This is a genomic window from Paraburkholderia sp. BCC1876, assembly GCF_902833695.1.
Classification (GTDB): Bacteria; Pseudomonadota; Gammaproteobacteria; order Burkholderiales; family Burkholderiaceae; genus Paraburkholderia.
Genome location: NZ_CADFGI010000021.1, coordinates 22,526 through 40,049, shown reverse-complemented (window position 1 = coordinate 40,049; position 17,524 = coordinate 22,526). Strand labels below are relative to the sequence as shown.

The 17,524-nt window shown below is 61.8% G+C and carries 16 protein-coding genes; 6 read left to right on the top strand and 10 right to left on the bottom strand.

What is annotated here, in order from left to right; translation table 11 throughout:
* Window positions 1-78: 78 nt before the first annotated feature.
* Together HWY05_RS37365 and HWY05_RS37360 are read right to left on the bottom strand one after the other, a co-directional pair.
* Window positions 79-1,491, bottom strand: a complete 1,413-nt coding sequence (locus HWY05_RS37365; RefSeq protein WP_176061442.1) for an arylsulfatase — start codon at window positions 1,489-1,491, stop codon at window positions 79-81.
* A 90-nt stretch (window positions 1,492-1,581) separates the two neighbouring features.
* Complete coding sequence (locus tag HWY05_RS37360) at window positions 1,582-2,595, bottom strand: formylglycine-generating enzyme family protein (protein WP_244146804.1); 1,014 nt, start codon at window positions 2,593-2,595, stop codon at window positions 1,582-1,584.
* Window positions 2,596-2,668: 73 nt separating this feature from the next.
* On the opposite strand from HWY05_RS37360, the gene HWY05_RS37355 reads away from it, so the two are divergent.
* The 4 genes from HWY05_RS37355 (at window position 2,669) to HWY05_RS37340 (ending at window position 6,338) form a co-directional block, all read left to right on the top strand.
* Window positions 2,669-3,949, top strand: coding sequence for a hypothetical protein (locus HWY05_RS37355; protein WP_176061441.1), 1,281 nt, complete (start codon window positions 2,669-2,671; stop codon window positions 3,947-3,949).
* Between the two features lie 17 nt (window positions 3,950-3,966).
* Entirely contained in the window at window positions 3,967-4,977 is a 1,011-nt protein-coding gene (locus HWY05_RS37350; RefSeq protein ID WP_244146803.1) for a hypothetical protein, read from the top strand.
* Between the two features lie 111 nt (window positions 4,978-5,088).
* Window positions 5,089-5,478 carry a DUF202 domain-containing protein gene (locus tag HWY05_RS37345; RefSeq protein WP_176061440.1) on the top strand — a complete coding sequence of 130 codons (390 nt, stop codon included), beginning with the start codon at window positions 5,089-5,091 and terminating at the stop codon, window positions 5,476-5,478.
* Entirely contained in the window at window positions 5,478-6,338 is an 861-nt protein-coding gene (locus HWY05_RS37340; RefSeq protein WP_176061439.1) for a hypothetical protein, read from the top strand. The genes HWY05_RS37345 and HWY05_RS37340 overlap by 1 nt, the downstream gene beginning before the upstream one ends.
* A 150-nt stretch (window positions 6,339-6,488) precedes the next feature.
* On the opposite strand, the gene guaA is transcribed toward HWY05_RS37340, so the two are convergent.
* From guaA to guaB, 3 genes are all read right to left on the bottom strand, one after another.
* Entirely contained in the window at window positions 6,489-8,072 is a 1,584-nt protein-coding gene (guaA, locus tag HWY05_RS37335) for a glutamine-hydrolyzing GMP synthase (protein ID WP_035546158.1), read from the bottom strand.
* A 138-nt stretch (window positions 8,073-8,210) separates the two neighbouring features.
* Complete coding sequence (locus HWY05_RS37330; RefSeq protein ID WP_176061438.1) at window positions 8,211-8,978, bottom strand: hypothetical protein; 768 nt, start codon at window positions 8,976-8,978, stop codon at window positions 8,211-8,213.
* Between the two features lie 6 nt (window positions 8,979-8,984).
* Window positions 8,985-10,445 carry an IMP dehydrogenase gene (guaB, locus tag HWY05_RS37325; RefSeq protein ID WP_176061437.1) on the bottom strand — a complete coding sequence of 487 codons (1,461 nt, stop codon included), beginning with the start codon at window positions 10,443-10,445 and terminating at the stop codon, window positions 8,985-8,987.
* A gap of 292 nt (window positions 10,446-10,737) precedes the next feature.
* Between guaB and HWY05_RS37320 the strand changes: the two genes are divergently transcribed.
* Window positions 10,738-11,715, top strand: coding sequence for a DMT family transporter (locus tag HWY05_RS37320; protein WP_176061436.1), 978 nt, complete (start codon window positions 10,738-10,740; stop codon window positions 11,713-11,715).
* A gap of 153 nt (window positions 11,716-11,868) precedes the next feature.
* On the opposite strand, the gene HWY05_RS37315 is transcribed toward HWY05_RS37320, so the two are convergent.
* Together HWY05_RS37315 and HWY05_RS37310 are read right to left on the bottom strand one after the other, a co-directional pair.
* Window positions 11,869-12,201, bottom strand: a complete 333-nt coding sequence (locus HWY05_RS37315; protein WP_176061435.1) for an RnfH family protein — start codon at window positions 12,199-12,201, stop codon at window positions 11,869-11,871.
* Complete coding sequence (locus HWY05_RS37310; RefSeq protein WP_035546166.1) at window positions 12,198-12,635, bottom strand: type II toxin-antitoxin system RatA family toxin; 438 nt, start codon at window positions 12,633-12,635, stop codon at window positions 12,198-12,200. The genes HWY05_RS37315 and HWY05_RS37310 overlap by 4 nt, the downstream gene beginning before the upstream one ends.
* 100 nt (window positions 12,636-12,735) lie before the next feature.
* Between HWY05_RS37310 and smpB the strand changes: the two genes are divergently transcribed.
* Entirely contained in the window at window positions 12,736-13,182 is a 447-nt protein-coding gene (gene smpB / locus HWY05_RS37305) for an SsrA-binding protein SmpB (RefSeq protein WP_035546168.1), read from the top strand.
* Between the two features lie 251 nt (window positions 13,183-13,433).
* Here the strand turns inward: smpB and HWY05_RS37300 are convergent, their stop codons facing one another.
* From HWY05_RS37300 to ppsA, 3 genes are all read right to left on the bottom strand, one after another.
* Window positions 13,434-14,369, bottom strand: coding sequence for a stomatin-like protein (locus HWY05_RS37300; protein ID WP_035546170.1), 936 nt, complete (start codon window positions 14,367-14,369; stop codon window positions 13,434-13,436).
* Between the two features lie 82 nt (window positions 14,370-14,451).
* Window positions 14,452-14,895, bottom strand: coding sequence for an NfeD family protein (locus HWY05_RS37295; RefSeq protein ID WP_035546171.1), 444 nt, complete (start codon window positions 14,893-14,895; stop codon window positions 14,452-14,454).
* A 180-nt stretch (window positions 14,896-15,075) separates the two neighbouring features.
* Window positions 15,076-17,481, bottom strand: coding sequence for a phosphoenolpyruvate synthase (ppsA, locus tag HWY05_RS37290; RefSeq protein ID WP_176061434.1), 2,406 nt, complete (start codon window positions 17,479-17,481; stop codon window positions 15,076-15,078).
* Window positions 17,482-17,524 lie beyond the last annotated feature (43 nt).

The following is a 17,524-nucleotide window of genomic DNA, read 5'->3' as shown; positions in this document are numbered from 1 at the left end:
CCTTGCCATTTACTCCAGTATCCCCAGGACCACCTACCCCTCATCTCGTCGCGCGCATACGCGTTTGCAACGCCGCCGTCAACCTTGCGACGCCAGATTTGAGCGGATCCCCAGCACCATCGACACGTGGTCCAGCATCCAGTCATAGTAAGTGTTGGAGGTGATGTCCGCACGCTCGTAGGGATCGGTTCGCAGATTGAATATCTTGGGCACGCGCAGCGTCACCATGGGCTCGGCCCAGATCCGCAAGGTGCCGGGACAGCGTTGCTCCATGAAAGCCACTTTCCAGTTATCGAAGCGCAGGCAGGCGAGATCGCCGTCGTCGGTAAAGTAAAAGAAGCCTTTCCTCGCATGGTGTGGCGCTTTACCGCTGAGATAGGGAACCAGACTGAAACCATCCAGATGATTCTTGAATTTTTTCCCGTTCGCCTCGTGCCCTTTCAGCAGCTTTTCCTTGATGTCGGGGTCCCCCGCCGCCTCGACGATCGTGGGCAGCCAGTCGAGGTGACTCACAATCTCGTTGCAGATCGTGCCGGGTTTGATCACGCCCGGCCAGCGCGCCATGGCGGGCACGCGGTACGCCCCTTCCCACATCGAATTCTTCTCGTTGCGAAACGGCGTCATGCCGGCGTCCGGCCACGAGTTCATATGCGGGCCGTTGTCCGTGCTGTACATGACCAGGGTGTTGTCAGCAATGCCGAGTTCGTCGAGGACCGCCAGCATCTCGCCGATGTGCTTGTCGTGCTCGATCATGCAGTCGTGATACTCCGATTGCCAACGCCCCGCCTGGCCGCGAATGCGGTCTTCGATATGCGTGCGAAAGTGCATATGCGAGGTGTTGAACCACAGGAAGAAGGGCTTGTCATCCTTGTGTGCCTTGCCGATGAATTCCTTGGCCGACTTGAGAAACTCGGTGTCGATCGTCTTCATCCGCTCTTTGGTGAGCGGGCCGGTGTTCTCGATCTTCTGTCCGCCTTTGCCGTCGGACCAGCAATGCAACACGCCACGCGGGCCGTATTTCTTATGGAAGTCCGGAAACTCCTTCGGGTCGGGATAATCGGGAAGCTCGGGCTCTTCTTCGGCGTTGAGGTGATAGAGATTGCCGAAAAATTCGTCGAAGCCATGCATGGTGGGCAGATGTTCGTCGCGGTCGCCAAAGTGGTTCTTCCCAAACTGACCCGTGACATAACCCAGCGGTTTCAAGAGTTCCGGAATGTTCGGATCTTCGGCGCTCATCCCTAGCGGAGCGCCAGGCAGACCGACCTTGGTCAACCCCGTGCGCAATCCGCATTGGCCGGTGATAAACGACGCACGCCCGGCCGTGCAACTTTGCTCGCCGTAGTAGTCCGTGAACAGCACGCCCTCTTCCGCGATGCGATCGATGTTCGGCGTCCGATATCCCATCATCCCCTTGGAAAAGATGCTCAGGTTCGACTGGCCGATGTCGTCGCCCCAGAGTATGAGGATGTTAGGTTGCTTCTTCTTTGCCATGTGCTCGCTCCGGTTGGTGGAGGGCTATGTTGAAGCTGAGACAGGGCGGGCCCTCAAGAGCGCCCCGTGCCGTTGATGTTGCCGTTGATGTCACGCAATGGGGTCGATGGTGGGAGGCTCGCCACGCAATATGCAGCGAAAGCCTAGATGACAGATCGATGTGTCGACCGGCTGCGGCATACGCGCGGCCGGGCGGTAGCGTCGGCAGTAGTTGGGCGCGCAGAGAAACGAGCCCCCCTTCATGACCTTGCGAGGAATCCGTATCCCGGCAAGGCGGGGATCGACACTGCCCTCCGCGGTGCCACCGCGCGGACTATCGACGGTGCAGCAGGGCCTGGAGAGCTTGCCATGATCCTGATACCAGTCGACGGTCCATTCCCAGACGTTACCGGTCATGTCGTACAGGCCGTAACCATTCGGCGGAAAAGCGCCGACCGGCGCGGTCCACTCGTAGCCGTCCTCCAGCAGATTCTGCCAGGGAAATTCGCCCTGCCAGGTGTTCATCACGGGCCTGCCCTCCGGCATGAGTTCATCGCCCAATACATATTCGGCACCGTCGAGACCGCCGCGCGCGGCGAATTCCCATTCGGCTTCAGTCGGTATCTCCTTGCCGGCCCAGTTCGCGTACGCCTGCACATCTTCGAAGGCGACATGGACCACCGGGTGATTCTCGAACCCGTCGAGCGAACTCGCGGGGCCGCGCGGATGCCGCCAGTCGGCCCCGGCCATGTAGACCCACCAGTTATAGTGATCACCGAGTGAAACGCGCCGTGGCGGTTTCGAGAAAATGACCGAAGCGGGAGCGAGCATGTCGGCTTGTGCCCCGGGATAGTCGGCCGGATCGGCGGGCCGCTCGGCAAGCGTCACGTGTCCCGTGGCGTCGACAAAGCGCTGAAACTCCGCGTTCGTGACGGTGTGGCAATCAAGCCAGAATCCCTTCACGCTCACCCGATGCGCGGGCGCCTCTTCAGGATAGTGATCGTTCGAACCCATCAGGAATGTCCCGCCGGGAATCCATGACATGCCATGCGTCGAGCGGGGTTCATTGCCGAGCGCCTGCGATCCTGATATCACGTTATCCCTATCAATGGCCCGAGTCGGCATTCGGCACGTCCGGTGTGAACGAAGCAGAGCTTGATCATCGCTCAATTCAGTTTGCCCCGAAGGGCAATTTTCATTGCCCCGCACCCCTATAGCAACGCCGCGTCGGCAACGCGATACTTCGGTTAACACGGAGCAGTCCATGGCGACATCTGGAGCAAGCGGCGTCGGCACGCACCCCCTTCCACCCGAGCTCGCCGGTCTGGATCTCTCTCTCGTGCGCGGTGATATCGGCTTCCGGCTTCAGAGACGACTTGGCCTTATTCCCGCCGAAGGGATGGGCACGGCCAGGCGCGCCTTGATCTTCGCCACCGTCACCTGGTTACCTCTTGCGATATGGGCACTGCTGACGGGACGACTCGCGGATAGCGATGGTCACGACACCTTTCTTGCTCACTTCGGCATTCACGCCCGCTGTCTTATCGCCATCCCTTTGCTGGTGATCGCCGAAGGGGTTGCACAGAAATCCGTTCCGCCGTTGTTGCACTACTTCGTCGAGTCCGGACTCGTTGCCGCCGACAGGATCCCGCCGTTCAGGGCACTGGTCGCGAGCATGGTGCGACTGCGCGATAGCGTGTCGCCATGGATTTTCATTTTGAGCATCGTCGTTGCATGGAGCACGGCGGGAGCGGTGTTTAGCCGTCTCGAAGATCTGTCATGGAAAAACGCTGACGACGCGGCAAACGGCCTGACTTTTGGCGGCTGGTGGTTCATCGTGGTGATCAGGCCGCTCTTCACCGCTTTACTCCTCGCGTGGCTATGGCGAGCCTGCCTGGTGTTCATCCTGATACTGAAGCTCGCGCACTTTCCTCTTTCGCTCGTGCCGACCCATCCCGACAGACTCGCCGGACTCGGTTTCGTCGAAAGACTGAGTTTCATTTTCAGTCCGGTTGCCTTTGCCCTATCGACCGTTGCGGCGGCGTCCTTCGCTCACGACGTCGTCTATCACGGCGTCAATGCAATGGATATCAAGGCGCTACTGATCGCCACGGCCGTGCTGGTGTCGTTCATTTTTCTGGTGCCCTTTGCGCCGTTGACGCTGCTTCTCGTCAAAGTGAAGCGTCAGGCGATTCTCGACTACGGCGGGATTGCCGGGCAACACGGCAGGCTGGTTCGCGCGCGATGGATTCTGGGGAAAGATATCGGCGCCCCCGCCATTCTGGATGCGCCGGAACTCGGTCCGGTTGCGGATGTGCAAGCGCTGTTCGACGCGGTGCGGCGCATGAGAACTTTTCCCGTCGGCAAGCTGGGTGTACTCGCCATTGCAGGCCCTGCGGTTCTACCGATGTTGTACGTCGTCGCGATTCAATTTCCGCTGACGTCCCTTGTCGGCAAGGTCATCAAAACGCTGATCTGATTTACCTCATTGCCCCATTGCCCCATGACGCGCGACGCGAACCGCTAAGCCCCATGCTCTGCCCAGGCCTGTTCCGCTTACTGTTACTGCTGCTGGCTGCGCTCTTCCCACCCTTCGCCGGTGCACAGACTGCGCAACCCGATTCGCCGCTTTCGGGCCGGGCAAGATTGAATACGAACATTCAGGAACAAGCCAATAGCGTTCTCTCCATCATGTCTTACACGACGGTGCCCGACGTCACCACCAGCTCACTCTCCATCAACAACGGCGCGACCGGCAACCCCGGCTTCGGACAGACTCAACTCGGCGGCGGCTTTACCCTCGGCAAGTCATTTCCGCTCTATCTGGAGGGCACGATCGCGTTGAGCCGATACGACCCGACGTTCGTCGCAACAGACGGCGCGGCGCGCCGTCTGGTCCCGGTCAAATGGGATACCGCGAGCACGACAGTCGGGATTGGCTGGGATTTTCGCATTACCGACGAACTCGTACTGCGCCCCATCCTGAACGGCACGATCGGCCGGGTGACCAGCGACTTACGTATCGCTCAGGCACTCATCAACCGCGCGGCGGACACGAACCTGCAGTTTCTCGATAACGGCGCGTTGAATGCCTATGGCTACGGTGGTTCTCTGATGCTGGACTATGAACACTATCGCGAGAACTATGAAATCGATGTCGAGTTGCGCGCGACCGACATCTATTTACGCAGCTTTGGCAGTACATCGGCGGCGGCGCAAGGTTCCTCGACCGCACAGCAATTAAGCCTCTGGGCGCGCTGGCGCGCGCCCACCGGACTGCATGCGTTACAGAAACCCGTGCGCTATGTGCTTGAAACCGCGTACTCGCAGTACTTCGGCAATAGTGCGGGTGTTCTCGGCTTCAACAACCTGACGTCGCTGGGTGTCGGATTGGAACTCGATAGCAGTCACTACCCCGTTATCGTCACGCGAACGCGAGCGATGGTGCGTTATGTATTTGGACATAACGTTCACGGGGTGGCGCTTGGTTTCGCGATGAGTTTCTAGACGATGTCCAGCGCATGGCGAAGAACATGGCGGTCCTCTCAACCGAACGGACGATGAAACATGGCCATCATAGGAAGTACGTCTGACGAGCTCGCGGCCCGGCGAACGGGCATGTCGTTTCAGCGCACACGGATGAGCGCCGACCGCACGCTGATGTCGGTGATCCGGACGTCGCTCTCGTTGATAGGGTTTGGCTTCACGATTTTCCAGATGTTCCAGAAACTTCACGACGCCGGCGTATTGAAAGCGGCCGACGCGCCTCGCCGGCTGGGCGAGTTTCTGGTCGTGCTGGGAATCGCGACACTCGTACTCGGTATCTGGTATCACATCGCCTTCATGCTGGAACTGCGCCGGCAACGCCAGGCGCTGAAGGCCGACGGCCTGCTGCATGCCGAGACGCGCTTTCCGCCGTCCATGGTGCTGGTCCTGGCCGTCCTGTTGATAGGCGGCGGGGTGTTCGCCATTTACAGCATGATCTTCGGCGACGGACCCACTCACTAATGGACCTGAAACAGCTCACGCTAATCGCGCTTCAGATCGCCGTTCTCGGCACGGTGTTCGGCTTTGGAATGCGCACAACGATGGCGGACCTGCTTTACGTCGTCCGCCGACCAGGCTTGCTGGTTCGTTCTCTGCTCTCCGTACTGGTCGTCATGCCGGTTCTCGTCTTCTTCCTGGTCGAGTATTTCGATCTGAGAATCGAGGTCGAAGCGACGCTGATCTGTCTGGCCATCTCGCCCGTACCGCCGCTATTGCCAAAAAAACAGGGCAAAGCAGGTGGTCCGCAATCATACGGACTGGGACTCATGGTCGTCCTCTCGCTGGCTGCGATTCCGGCGATTCCACTTTCGCTTCGCCTGCTTGAAATTGTCTTTGCCCGGCCGTTCGTCATCAGCACGGGCGCCGTTGCCCATGTCGTCCTGGTGATGGCCCTTCTGCCGTTGGCGATGGGTCTGCTGGTCAGCTCGTGGTTCCCGCGCTTCGCCGCGCGGTTACGGGCGCCATTGGCCATGGCCGCGAACGGACTGCTTCTGCTGGCGGCTCTGGTCTTGCTGCTCGGTAGCCTCAGCGCGATCTGGTCGGCGACTGGCCAGCGCGCCATGATCGCGATGGTGAGTTTCGTGGTGCTTGGATTGATGATCGGCCATCTGATGGGTGGCCGGGACGCCGGAAATCGTGCTGTGCTAGCGCTATCCACGGCGTGCCGGCATCCGGCCATCGCCCTCGCCATTGCTTCCATCAACTTTCCCGACACGAAGATAGCTAGCGTGATTCTGCTGTATCTCATGACGAGTGTCGTGGTCTGCATACCGTATGTCGCCTGGCAGCGCAGGCGCCTGGTCCCCGCGAGTCGCGATTGAGTTTCGCTACCCGTACCGATTTGCTATCACGCACTTTTCAACAAAGGCGTTGAAAAATGAACCGTGCGCCCGAGGCGCTGCTGGCGGTTTTTGGCATTGCCAACTGAAGGGAAAACCGGAGCTCCCGGTGTGAGCCGGGAGCCGATCAGCTTATTCCCACTCAATCGTTGCCGGCGGTTTCCCCGAAATGTCATACACCACCCGGTTAATCCCGCGCACTTCATTAATAATGCGGTTCGACACATGCCCCAGCAGTTCATGCGGCAGATGCGCCCAATGCGCGGTCATGAAGTCCAGCGTCTGCACTGCACGCAACGCGACCACGTACTCATAAGTGCGCCCGTCGCCCATCACGCCGACGCTCTTCACCGGCAGGAACACCGCGAACGCCTGGCTCGTCAGGTCGTACCATGACTTGCCGGTTTCCTTGTCGATCGTGGTACGCAGCGTCTCGATGAAAATTGCGTCCGCGCGACGCAGCAGATCCGCGAAATCGCGCTTCACTTCGCCGAGAATCCGCACGCCCAGACCCGGGCCCGGGAACGGGTGGCGATACACCATCGACGGCGGCAAACCGAGCTTCACGCCGAGTACGCGGACTTCGTCCTTGAACAGTTCGCGCAGCGGTTCGAGCAGCTTCAGGTTCAACGTCTCCGGCAGGCCGCCCACGTTGTGGTGGCTCTTGATGGTATGCGTACCCTTCTTGCCCTTGCCGGCCGATTCGATCACGTCCGGATAGATCGTGCCTTGCGCGAGCCACTTCGCGTCGCTCAGCTTGCCGGCTTCGGTCTGGAACACTTCGACGAATTCCGCGCCGATGATCTTGCGCTTCGCTTCCGGATCGGTCACGCCGGTCAGCTTGCGCAGGAACACTTCGCTCGCGTCGACGTGAATCACCTTCACGCCGAGGTTATCGGCAAACAGCGCCATGACCTGCTCGGCTTCGTTCAGACGCAACAGGCCGTGGTCGACGAACACGCAAGTCAGCTGGTCGCCGATCGCGCGATGCAGCAGCGCCGCCGCCACCGACGAATCCACGCCGCCCGACAGCCCCAGGATCACGTGTTCCTGGCCGACCTGCTCGCGAATCTTGGCGACGGCTTCGTCGATATAGTTGCCCATTTCCCAGTCAGCCCGCGCGCCGCAGATCTGCAGCACGAAGCGCTCGATCATTGCGCGGCCCTGCACGGTGTGGGTGACTTCCGGATGCCATTGCAGGCCGTAGAAATGGCGCTGTTCGTCGGCCATCGCCGCGATCGGGCACGATTCCGTCGATGCCATCAGCGCGAAGCCCGGCGGCATTTCCAGCACTTTGTCGCCGTGGCTCATCCAGACCTTCAGCATGCCGTGACCTTCCGGCGTGGTGAAGTCGCTGATGCCTTCCAGCAGGCTCGTATGATTGCGCGCGCGCACTTCGGCGTAACCGAATTCACGCAGATGGCCGTTGTCGACCTTGCCGCCCAGTTGCTCGGCCATGGCTTGCATGCCGTAGCAGATGCCGAGCACCGGCACGCCGAGTTCGAACACTGCTTGCGGCACGCGCGGCGTGTCGGTTTCGGTGACCGAGCTCGGGCCGCCCGACAGAATCACGCCCTTCGGCGCGAAGTCGCGAATGAACGACGCATCGACGTCGTACGGGTGGATTTCCGAATACACGTTGGCTTCGCGAACGCGACGTGCAATCAGTTGGGTGACTTGCGAACCGAAGTCGAGAATCAGGATCTTGTCGTGCATGGCAGCGGACGGAGTCAAAAGTGAGCGGATAGAGGATGCCGCGCGCAAAGCGCGGCGTTGAATTCAAAGCGGTCCACGGGGGGACGATCGGGCGTGAAGCGGCAAGCTGCTGCGGACTGGCGTGTGCGCGGCGCGAGGTCAGCCATGAAACGGCGGACGAGGGCCGCCTGGCGCGTCAGCGGCGGCGTTACGGGCTTCGTCGCGGGCGACGGTGCTCTCGGTGCTCTCGGCCCGCGCGGCCCTTTCGGACGGCGTTAGAGCGGATTCATCGACCGCCGGACGGAACGTACCGGTTGCAACGGTATCCACCGGCCGCGTGACCGGAACCCCCGGCACAACTGGCACCACCGGCTCGACGACCGGCGCCACGGCCGGCTCAGCGTGATAGACCGGGAAACCCGCCGTCACACGCCCCGGCTCGCGCCGGTTGGCAGCGTCTTTCGCGGCGTCTTTGGCGGCCTGCTTTTCAGCACGCCCGGCAGCGGCGGCTTCCACCACCCGCTCCTTCTCACGCCGCCTGACCGCGCCCGACAAACGCACGCCACCCAGACCGATCACCAGCAACACGACACCGGTGAGCACCGCGACGATCTGCCCGAAACCGGTCAGCGCCGGCGTATGCAAGCCGAGCAGCCAGACCAGCATCAGCACGCCGGTCAGCCAGTTCACGTGGCCGACCACCTTGGCGACCGTCGAGGTCAACGCCCCGTCGATCGACGCGTGAAAAGCCAGCCACGCGAGCCCGATCAGCGCCACGCCAAACCCCTGGCCGACCAGAGCCGGCTGGGTTTGCACCAGAAGCAGCGCGTTGTACAACGAAGTCCAGGGCGTCAGCAGAAACAGCACGCCGAACGCGAGCAGCAGCAAGGCATCGAGAATGAGTACAGCGCGCAGCAATGGCTTCATTGGCGTTTAGTCCACGTGGTAGTTGGGCGCTTCCTTGGTGATTTGCACGTCGTGCACGTGCGACTCGCGCAAGCCCGCGCCCGTGATCTGCACGAACTCGGCCTTGTCGTTCATCTCGTCGATGGTGCGGCAGCCGCAATAACCCATGCTGGCACGCACGCCGCCGATCAACTGGAACAGGATCGCGTTGACCGAGCCCTTGTAGGCGACGCGGCCTTCGATACCTTCCGGCACCAGCTTGTCGATGTTCGCGGAGTTGTCCTGGAAGTAGCGGTCCGCAGCGCCGTCTTTCATCGCGCCGACCGAGCCCATGCCACGGTAAGACTTGTACTGACGACCTTGATACAGGAACACGTCGCCCGGCGATTCTTCGGTGCCGGCGAACATGCTGCCCATCATCACGGAATTCGCGCCGGCGGCCAGCGCCTTGCTGACGTCGCCCGAGAAACGCACGCCGCCGTCGGCGATTACCGGTACGCCGGTGCCCTTCAGCGCTTCGGACACGTTCGAGATCGCGGTGACTTGCGGCACGCCGACACCGGCGACGATCCGCGTCGTGCAGATCGAGCCGGGGCCGATCCCGACCTTCACGCCGTCCGCACCGTATTCGACGAGCGCCTTGGCGGCCGCGGCGGTGGCGATATTGCCGCCGATCACTTCGACGTGCGGGAAGTTCTGCTTGACCCAGCGGACGCGCTCGAGCACGCCCTTGCTGTGGCCGTGCGCGGTATCGACGACGATCACGTCGACGCCCGCCTGCACCAGCAGCTCGACGCGCTCTTCGTTGTCCTCGCCGACACCGACCGCCGCGCCTGCGCGCAGCTTGCCGTGTTCGTCTTTACACGCGTCCGGGTGTTCGGTCTGCTTGGTGATGTCTTTCACCGTCATCAGGCCGCGCAGTTCGAATGCGTCGTTGATGACCAGTACGCGCTCGAGGCGGTGGCTGTGCATCAGCGCCTTGGCTTCGGCGAGCGACGTGCCTTCCTTGACGGTGACGAGGCGCTCGCGCGGCGTCATGATGTTGCGCACCGGCTCGTCCAGACGCTCTTCGAAGCGCAGGTCGCGGTTCGTGACGATACCGATCAGTTGCGCGCCTTCGACGACCGGGAAGCCCGAAATGCCATGCTGCTGCGACAGCGCGATCACGTCGCGCACCTTCATTTGCGGCGGCACCGTGATCGGATCGCGCACGACGCCCGATTCGAAGCGCTTGACCTTGGCAACTTCACGCGCCTGCTCGGCCGGCGTGAGATTCTTGTGGATGATGCCCACGCCACCCATTTGCGCCATCGCGATGGCGAGACGGGCTTCGGTGACGGTGTCCATGGCGGCGGACACAAGCGGCATATTCAGGGAGATGTTGCGGGTCAGCCGGGTCTTGAGGCTGGTGTCGCGCGGCAAAACATCGGAGAAGGCCGGGACGAGGAGCACGTCATCGAACGTGAGTGCTGTTTGGATCAGACGCATGGCAAATCCTATAGGCGCAAAAGCAGATTATACGCGATACCTCCCCGGTTTTCACTGCACGAACAGCAGCTTAGCGAGTTTCGGGCGATTTTTTTCGCGATAAGCGGCTCGCCGATTTCGCTTCTCCGTTCGCCTCGGGTTCGATCCGGTTTCGTTTGCGCGTTCGGGCCCAAACCGCTGCCGGGCGGCGGGAAAGCCATGAATTGCCGCGCCAGTGCAGAATCGAACAAGACGGTTCGCGGCGCGAACCGCTATTCTCCCGACCATTCCAGTTTTCTTGCAGGGGCAGTCGATGCAGCGCGGTGTGGCATATGGCGTAATGGCCGGGGCTTTATGGGGGATGGTGTTTCTGGTGCCGCGCGTGCTGCCCGACTTTTCGCCGCTGCTGTTGAGCGCCGGCCGCTACACGATGTACGGCATCGTCTCGCTGGCGGCCGCCCTGCCGATGGCGCGCTCGCTCGTCAAACGCCTGACCCGCGAGGATCTCGGCGCGCTGGTGAAGCTGGCGCTGGCCGGTAACCTGCTCTACTACCTGCTGCTGACGGCGGCCGTGCACCTGATCGGGATCGCGCCGGCGTCGCTGATCGTCGGCGTGCTGCCGGTCACCGTCACGCTGCTTGGCCGGCGCGACCACGGCGCGGTGCCGCTCGCCCGCCTCGCCTGGCCGCTCACGATGGTGATGGCCGGTATCGTCTGCATCAACGTGGACGTCTTCACGGTTGCCGACGCCACGCCGGTCAGCATCGGCACCAAGCTGATCGGGCTTGCCTGCGCGGTGGGCGCGCTCGGCTGCTGGACCTGGTTCGCGGTCGAAAACGCCCGTTATTTGCAGCGTCAGACGCATTTCAGCGGCAACGAATGGTCGTTGCTGTGGGGCGTCGTGACCGGCGCGCTCGGCGCGGCGCTGTGGCTGGTGGTGGCCGTGCTGCCCGCCGGCGGCCCGCAGGGCGAGCTCGTGGACGGCCGCTGGCATCTGTTCTGGATGCTGAATCTGGCGGTCGCGATCGGCGCCTCGTGGCTCGGCAACGGGCTCTGGAACGCCGCATCGAAGCGTTTGCCGCTGACGCTTTCCGGCCAGATGATCGTATTCGAGACGCTGTTCGCGCTGCTTTACGCGTTCATTTACGACCAGCGCCTGCCGCGTCCGCTGGAGCTGGCGGCGATTCTGCTGCTGGTGGCGGGCGTGTGCTGGTCGGTGCGTCAGCATGCGGACGACGATTCGTCCGGCACCGCGGCGCTGGGGAAGAAGGCGCCGGCTTCAGCGTCTTGAAGTGAAGTGAAGTGAGGTGACGTGTGGTCGGCACGGCGACTTTAGCCGCCTTTGGCCACGCCGAGCCGCCTTGACCGTCTTGACCGCTTTGAGTCGCCTTGAACCGCTTTGAGTCACGCTCAGCCGCCGCCAAAGCAACGCCACAGGACGCGCCTAGCGCGAATCCCGGTTCTGCCAGCGCCGCCCTTCGATCGAACCCGCCTTGCGGGTCTTCTCGACGCGCCGTTGCCGCGACAGCTTCGGATCCACCAGCAGCGGCCGGTAAATCTCGACGCGGTCGTGATCGGCCAGCACCGCGTCCAGCGCCTTGACCTTGCCGAACACACCCACTTTCTGCGTAGTCAGATCGATGCGCGGAAAACGCTGCAGGATGCCGCTCGCGTCGAGCGCCTGCTGCAGCGTGGCGCCCTCGGGCAAATCCACGGCGATCAGCGCCTGCTCGTCCGGCAGCGCGTAACAGACTTCAATCGACAAGCGCGCGCTCATGCCTTACCGTAGCGCACATCGGCGCGCTTCACGAACGATTCGACGAAGGTGTTGGCAATGTGGCTGAACACCGGCCCGATGATCTTCTCGAGAATGATGTTGGTGAATTCGTAGTGCAGCGCGAATTCGATCTTGCAGGCGTCCGCCCGCAACGGCGTGAAACGCCAGAAGCCCGTGAACTTGCGAAACGGGCCATCCGCGAATTCCATGTCGATGCGCGTGGGCCGCTCCATGCTGTTACGCGTGGCGAAATGCTGCTTGATGCCCTTGAAGTTGATATCGATCTTCGCTTCCATGCCGTTTTCGTCCTGACGGCGGATTTCGACACCCCCGCACCAGGGCAGGAAGTTGGGGTAATCGGCGACGTCGGTGACGAGGTCGAACATCTGTTCCGCCGAATGGCGGATCAACACGGTTTTCTGGACATCTGCCATAAATTGAACAGCGCGTGGCAAGGGTGGACAAGCGCGGCGGGCTTTCCTTGCCCCGCTTTGCTAAAATCGTGATTTTAAACGAGTTGGGCACTTTCCATTCATGAGCATTATCGACAACAGAAAAGCTTTCTACGACTATTCGGTCGAAGAACGCTATGAAGCAGGGCTCGTGCTCGAAGGATGGGAGGTCAAGGCGCTGCGCGCCGGGCGCGGCCAGATCAAGGAAGGTTACGTTGTGATCAAAGACAACGAACTGTTCCTGATCGGCACGCACATCAGCCCGCTGCCCGAAGCCTCGACCCACATCCACCCGGATCCGGTGCGCACGCGCAAGCTGCTGCTGCATAGCGAAGAGATCAGCAAACTGATCGGCAAGGTCGAGCAGCGCGGCTACACGCTCGTGCCGCTGAACTTCCACTACAAGGGCGGCCGCGTCAAATGCGAGATCGGGCTGGCCAAGGGTAAGAAGCAGCACGACAAACGCGAGAGCGAGAAGAAACGCGACTGGGAGCGCGAGAAGGCGCGCCTGATGCGGTCGCCGGGCTAGGCAGGTTTTTGGCGCGAAAGCCTGTGCGGTTTTGCCGCGCTTTGCGTGGCCTCGGTTGGCGCCGTGACAGGTTCAATGAAAAATGGCCCGCTTTTTGAGCGGGCCATTTTTTTGGGTTGTTGCCACTGCGGAATACGGCACAAGGACGGCACAAGGACGGCACAAGTGCAGTGCGGCGCGGACAGCGCCGCAGGCGGCTCATTCAGCCACCGCGAGCACGAAGCGGCAAGCCGCCGGCACAGCACGGGTGCTCAGCGCACCTCGGGCACGCCCTTGCCCTTGTTCACGATCGTCAGCGCCGACGCGATCATCGAACTCATATCCGCCAGATTGCCCGGCACGATCAGCGTGGTGCCCTGCTTCGCCAGATTGCCGAACGCGGTCACGTATTGTTCGGCCACCTTCAGGTTCACCGCTTCCATCCCACCATTCGACTGAATGGCCGCCGCGATCTTCTGAATGGCCTGCGAGTTGGCCTCGGCCACCGCCAGAATCGCCGCCGCCTGACCTTGCGCCTGATTGATCGCCGCCTGCCGCTCGCCTTCGGACTTCTGGATCGACGCTTCGCGGCTACCGGATGCGATATTGATCTGCTCCTGCTTACGCCCTTCGGATGCGGCGATCAGCGCGCGCTTCTCGCGCTCGGCGGTGATCTGCGCCTGCATGGCGTGGAGAATCTCCTTGGGCGGCGTCAGGTCCTTGATCTCGTAGCGCAGCACCTTCACGCCCCAGTTCGATGCCGCTTCGTCGAGCGACGACACGATGCTGTGGTTGATGAAGTCGCGCTCCTCGAACGTCTTGTCGAGTTCCAGCTTGCCGATCACCGAACGCAGCGTGGTCTGCGATAACTGCGTAATCGCGAACACGAAGTTGCTCGATCCGTACGAGGCCTTCATCGGATCCGTAACCTGAAAATACAGTACGCCGTCCACCTGCAACTGCGTGTTGTCGCGCGTGATACAGACCTGGCTCGGCACTTCGAGCGGGATTTCCTTGAGGATGTGCTTGTAGGCGATCCGGTCGACGAACGGAACCGCGAAGCTCAAGCCGGGCGTGAGCGTACGGTGATAGCGCCCGAGCCGTTCGAGCACCCACGCATGTTGCTGCGGCACGATCTTGAGGGTCTGCGCCGCCGTCATGATCACGATGATCAGCACTACCACCCCGACGATGGTCGATACATCCATTGTTATTCTCCGGTCCGTACTCGATGGGTTGCGTGAAGCTGGGAAATGCTATGAAGCGTGGCCGCCTGAACGCGCAATGCGCTCAGGCGGCCGCCGCCCGCCTGCTGGCGACGACGACAAGACAGCTGCCGTTCAACGCGGTGATTTCATAAAGATGGGCGTCTTCCGGTTCGCCCGGCGCGAGTTCGATGTCCCACGCGGCGCCGCGATAGTTGGCGCGCGCGCGGCGCGCCTGCCAGCCCTCGACGGTCAAGGTCTGGCCGATGTCGAGATTGACGTCCGGATTGTGCGAAGCGTCTTTGCGCGTTCTGCGGCCAAAGCGCGAGCGGCGCAGCAACAGCACCGCGGCCAGCGCCACGCCCGCCGCCACCGCGAACTGCAGATCGGCGGGCGCACCCGCAATGTGTGCGAGAGCCGCCGCGGCGAAACCCAACGCGATCATCAACAGATAGAACGTACCGCTGATCAACTCCAGCACGACCAGCACACCCGCCCCGATCCACCAGAACAATCCACCTGGCGCCACATCGACCTCCACAAAGCAAAACACCCCGGATCTACCGGGGTGTTTATAGCACGAAGCTGGTGCATCGAACGGGCGCTGCGACACTCTTTGACAAGCTTTTGATGCGCTTTTTACGCGCACTTTGCCGCACCCTCCCGCACGCTATGCATGCCGCTTAGAAAGCGGCATGCAACAGGCGTTTTACTGCTTCGCCGACGCCGCCAGTTGCTTCCACGTCTCGATGATCGAGTCGGGGTTCAGCGAGATCGACGCGATGCCTTCATCCGTCAGCCATTGCGCGAAGTCCGGATGATCCGAAGGACCCTGGCCGCAAATGCCGACGTACTTGTTCAGGCGCAGGCAGGTTTCGATCGCACGCTTGAGCAGGAACTTGACGGCCGGATCGCGTTCGTCGAAATCGACGGCCAGCAATTCCATGCCCGAGTCACGGTCGAGGCCCAGCGTGAGCTGCGTCAGGTCGTTCGAACCGATCGAGAAACCGTCAAAGAATTGCAGGAATTCTTCGGCGAGGATCGCGTTCGACGGCACTTCGCACATCATGATCAGACGCAGACCCTTCTCACCGCGCTTCAGGCCGAACTTGCCGAGCAGGCCGATCACGCGTTCCGCCTGCTTCAGCGTGCGCACGAACGGCACCATGATCTCGACATTGTCGAGGCCCATCTCTTCACGCACCTTCTTCAGCGCGACACATTCCATCTGGAACGCTTCGGCGAAGTCGTCGGCGATGTAGCGCGACGCGCCACGGAAACCCAGCATCGGGTTTTCTTCGTCCGGCTCGTAACGCGAACCGCCGATCAGCTTCTTGTACTCGTTCGACTTGAAGTCCGACAGACGCACGATCACGGGCTTCGGATAGAACGCCGCGGCAATCGTCGCGATCCCTTCGGTCAGCTTGTCGACGTAGAACGCACGCGGCGACGCATGGCCACGCGCGACGCTTTCCACGGCCTTCTTCAGGTCCTGGTCGATGTTCGGGTACTCGAGAATCGCCTTCGGGTGCACGCCGATGTTGTTGTTGATGATGAACTCGAGCCGCGCCAGACCCACGCCGGCGTTCGGCAATTGCGAGAAGTCGAAAGCCAGTTGCGGGTTGCCGACGTTCATCATGATCTTCACCGGAATCGGCGGCAGTTCGCCGCGCTCCACTTCGGTGATTTCGGTTTCGAGCAGGCCGTCGTAGATCTTGCCTTCGTCGCCTTCCGCGCACGACACCGTGACCAGCGCGCCTTCCTTCAGCACGTCGGTCGCGTCGCCGCAGCCGACCACCGCCGGCACGCCCAGCTCACGCGCGATAATCGCCGCGTGGCAGGTGCGCCCGCCACGATTCGTGACGATTGCCGACGCGCGCTTCATGACCGGCTCCCAGTTCGGGTCGGTCATGTCGGCGACCAGCACGTCGCCCGGTTGCACCCGGTCCATTTCCGACGGATCGTGGATCACGCGCACCGGACCCGCGCCGATCTTCTGACCGATCGCGCGACCCGTGGCCAGCACGTTCGACTGACCCTTCAGCTTGAAGCGCTGTTCGGCCTTGCCCGCGGCCTGGCTCTTCACCGTTTCCGGACGCGCCTGCAGAATGAAGATCTTGCCGTCGCGGCCGTCTTTGCCCCACTCGATGTCCATCGGACGCTCGTAGTGTTTTTCGATAATGACGGCGTATTTCGCGAGCTCGATCACGTCTTCGTCGGTGATCGAGAAGCGGTTGCGCTGCTCGTGCGTCACGTCGACGGTCTTCACGCGGCCTTCTTCGCCCGCTTTCGTAAATTCCATCTTGATCAGCTTCGAGCCGATCGAGCGACGGATGATCGGGTACTTGCCTTGCGCGAGCGTGGTCTTGAAGACGTAGAACTCGTCCGGATTCACCGCGCCCTGCACCACCGTTTCGCCCAGACCGTAGCTCGACGTGATGAACACGGCGTCTTTAAAGCCCGATTCGGTGTCCAGCGTGAACATCACGCCGGCCGCGCCGACGTCCGAGCGCACCATGCGCTGCACGCCCGCCGACAACGCGACTTCAGCATGCGTGAAGCCCTTGTGGACGCGATAGGAGATAGCGCGGTCGTTGTACAGCGACGCGAACACGTGCTTCATGCGATCGAGCACGTCTTCGACGCCGACCACGTTGAGGTAGCTTTCCTGCTGACCCGCGAACGATGCGTCCGGCAAATCTTCGGCCGTGGCCGACGAACGCACGGCGAACGACAGCTCTTCAGGCGAGCTGTTTTGCAGGACGTCGAACCCTGCGCGGATGTCCGCTTCCAGCTGCGGCTGCATCGGCGCGTCGACGATCCATTGACGGATCTCCTTGCCTGCTTCCGCGAGCGCCTTCACGTCGTCGACGTCGAGCGTCTCGAGACGTTTGGCGATGCGTTCGGTGAGCGTGTTGTGATTCAGGAAGTCACGGAATGCCAGCGCCGTCGTAGCGAAACCGGTGGGCACGCGCACGCCGGCTTCAGCGAGTTGACTGATCATCTCGCCCAGCGACGCATTCTTGCCACCGACAATCTCCACGTCGGTCATCCGCAACTGCTCGAACGGAACTACATACGCCTTATCCTTTGCGACGGTAACTGCGTTAGTCATACAAGCCCCTAAGTGTGAAAGAAATTCACGGCTGTGCAAGTGG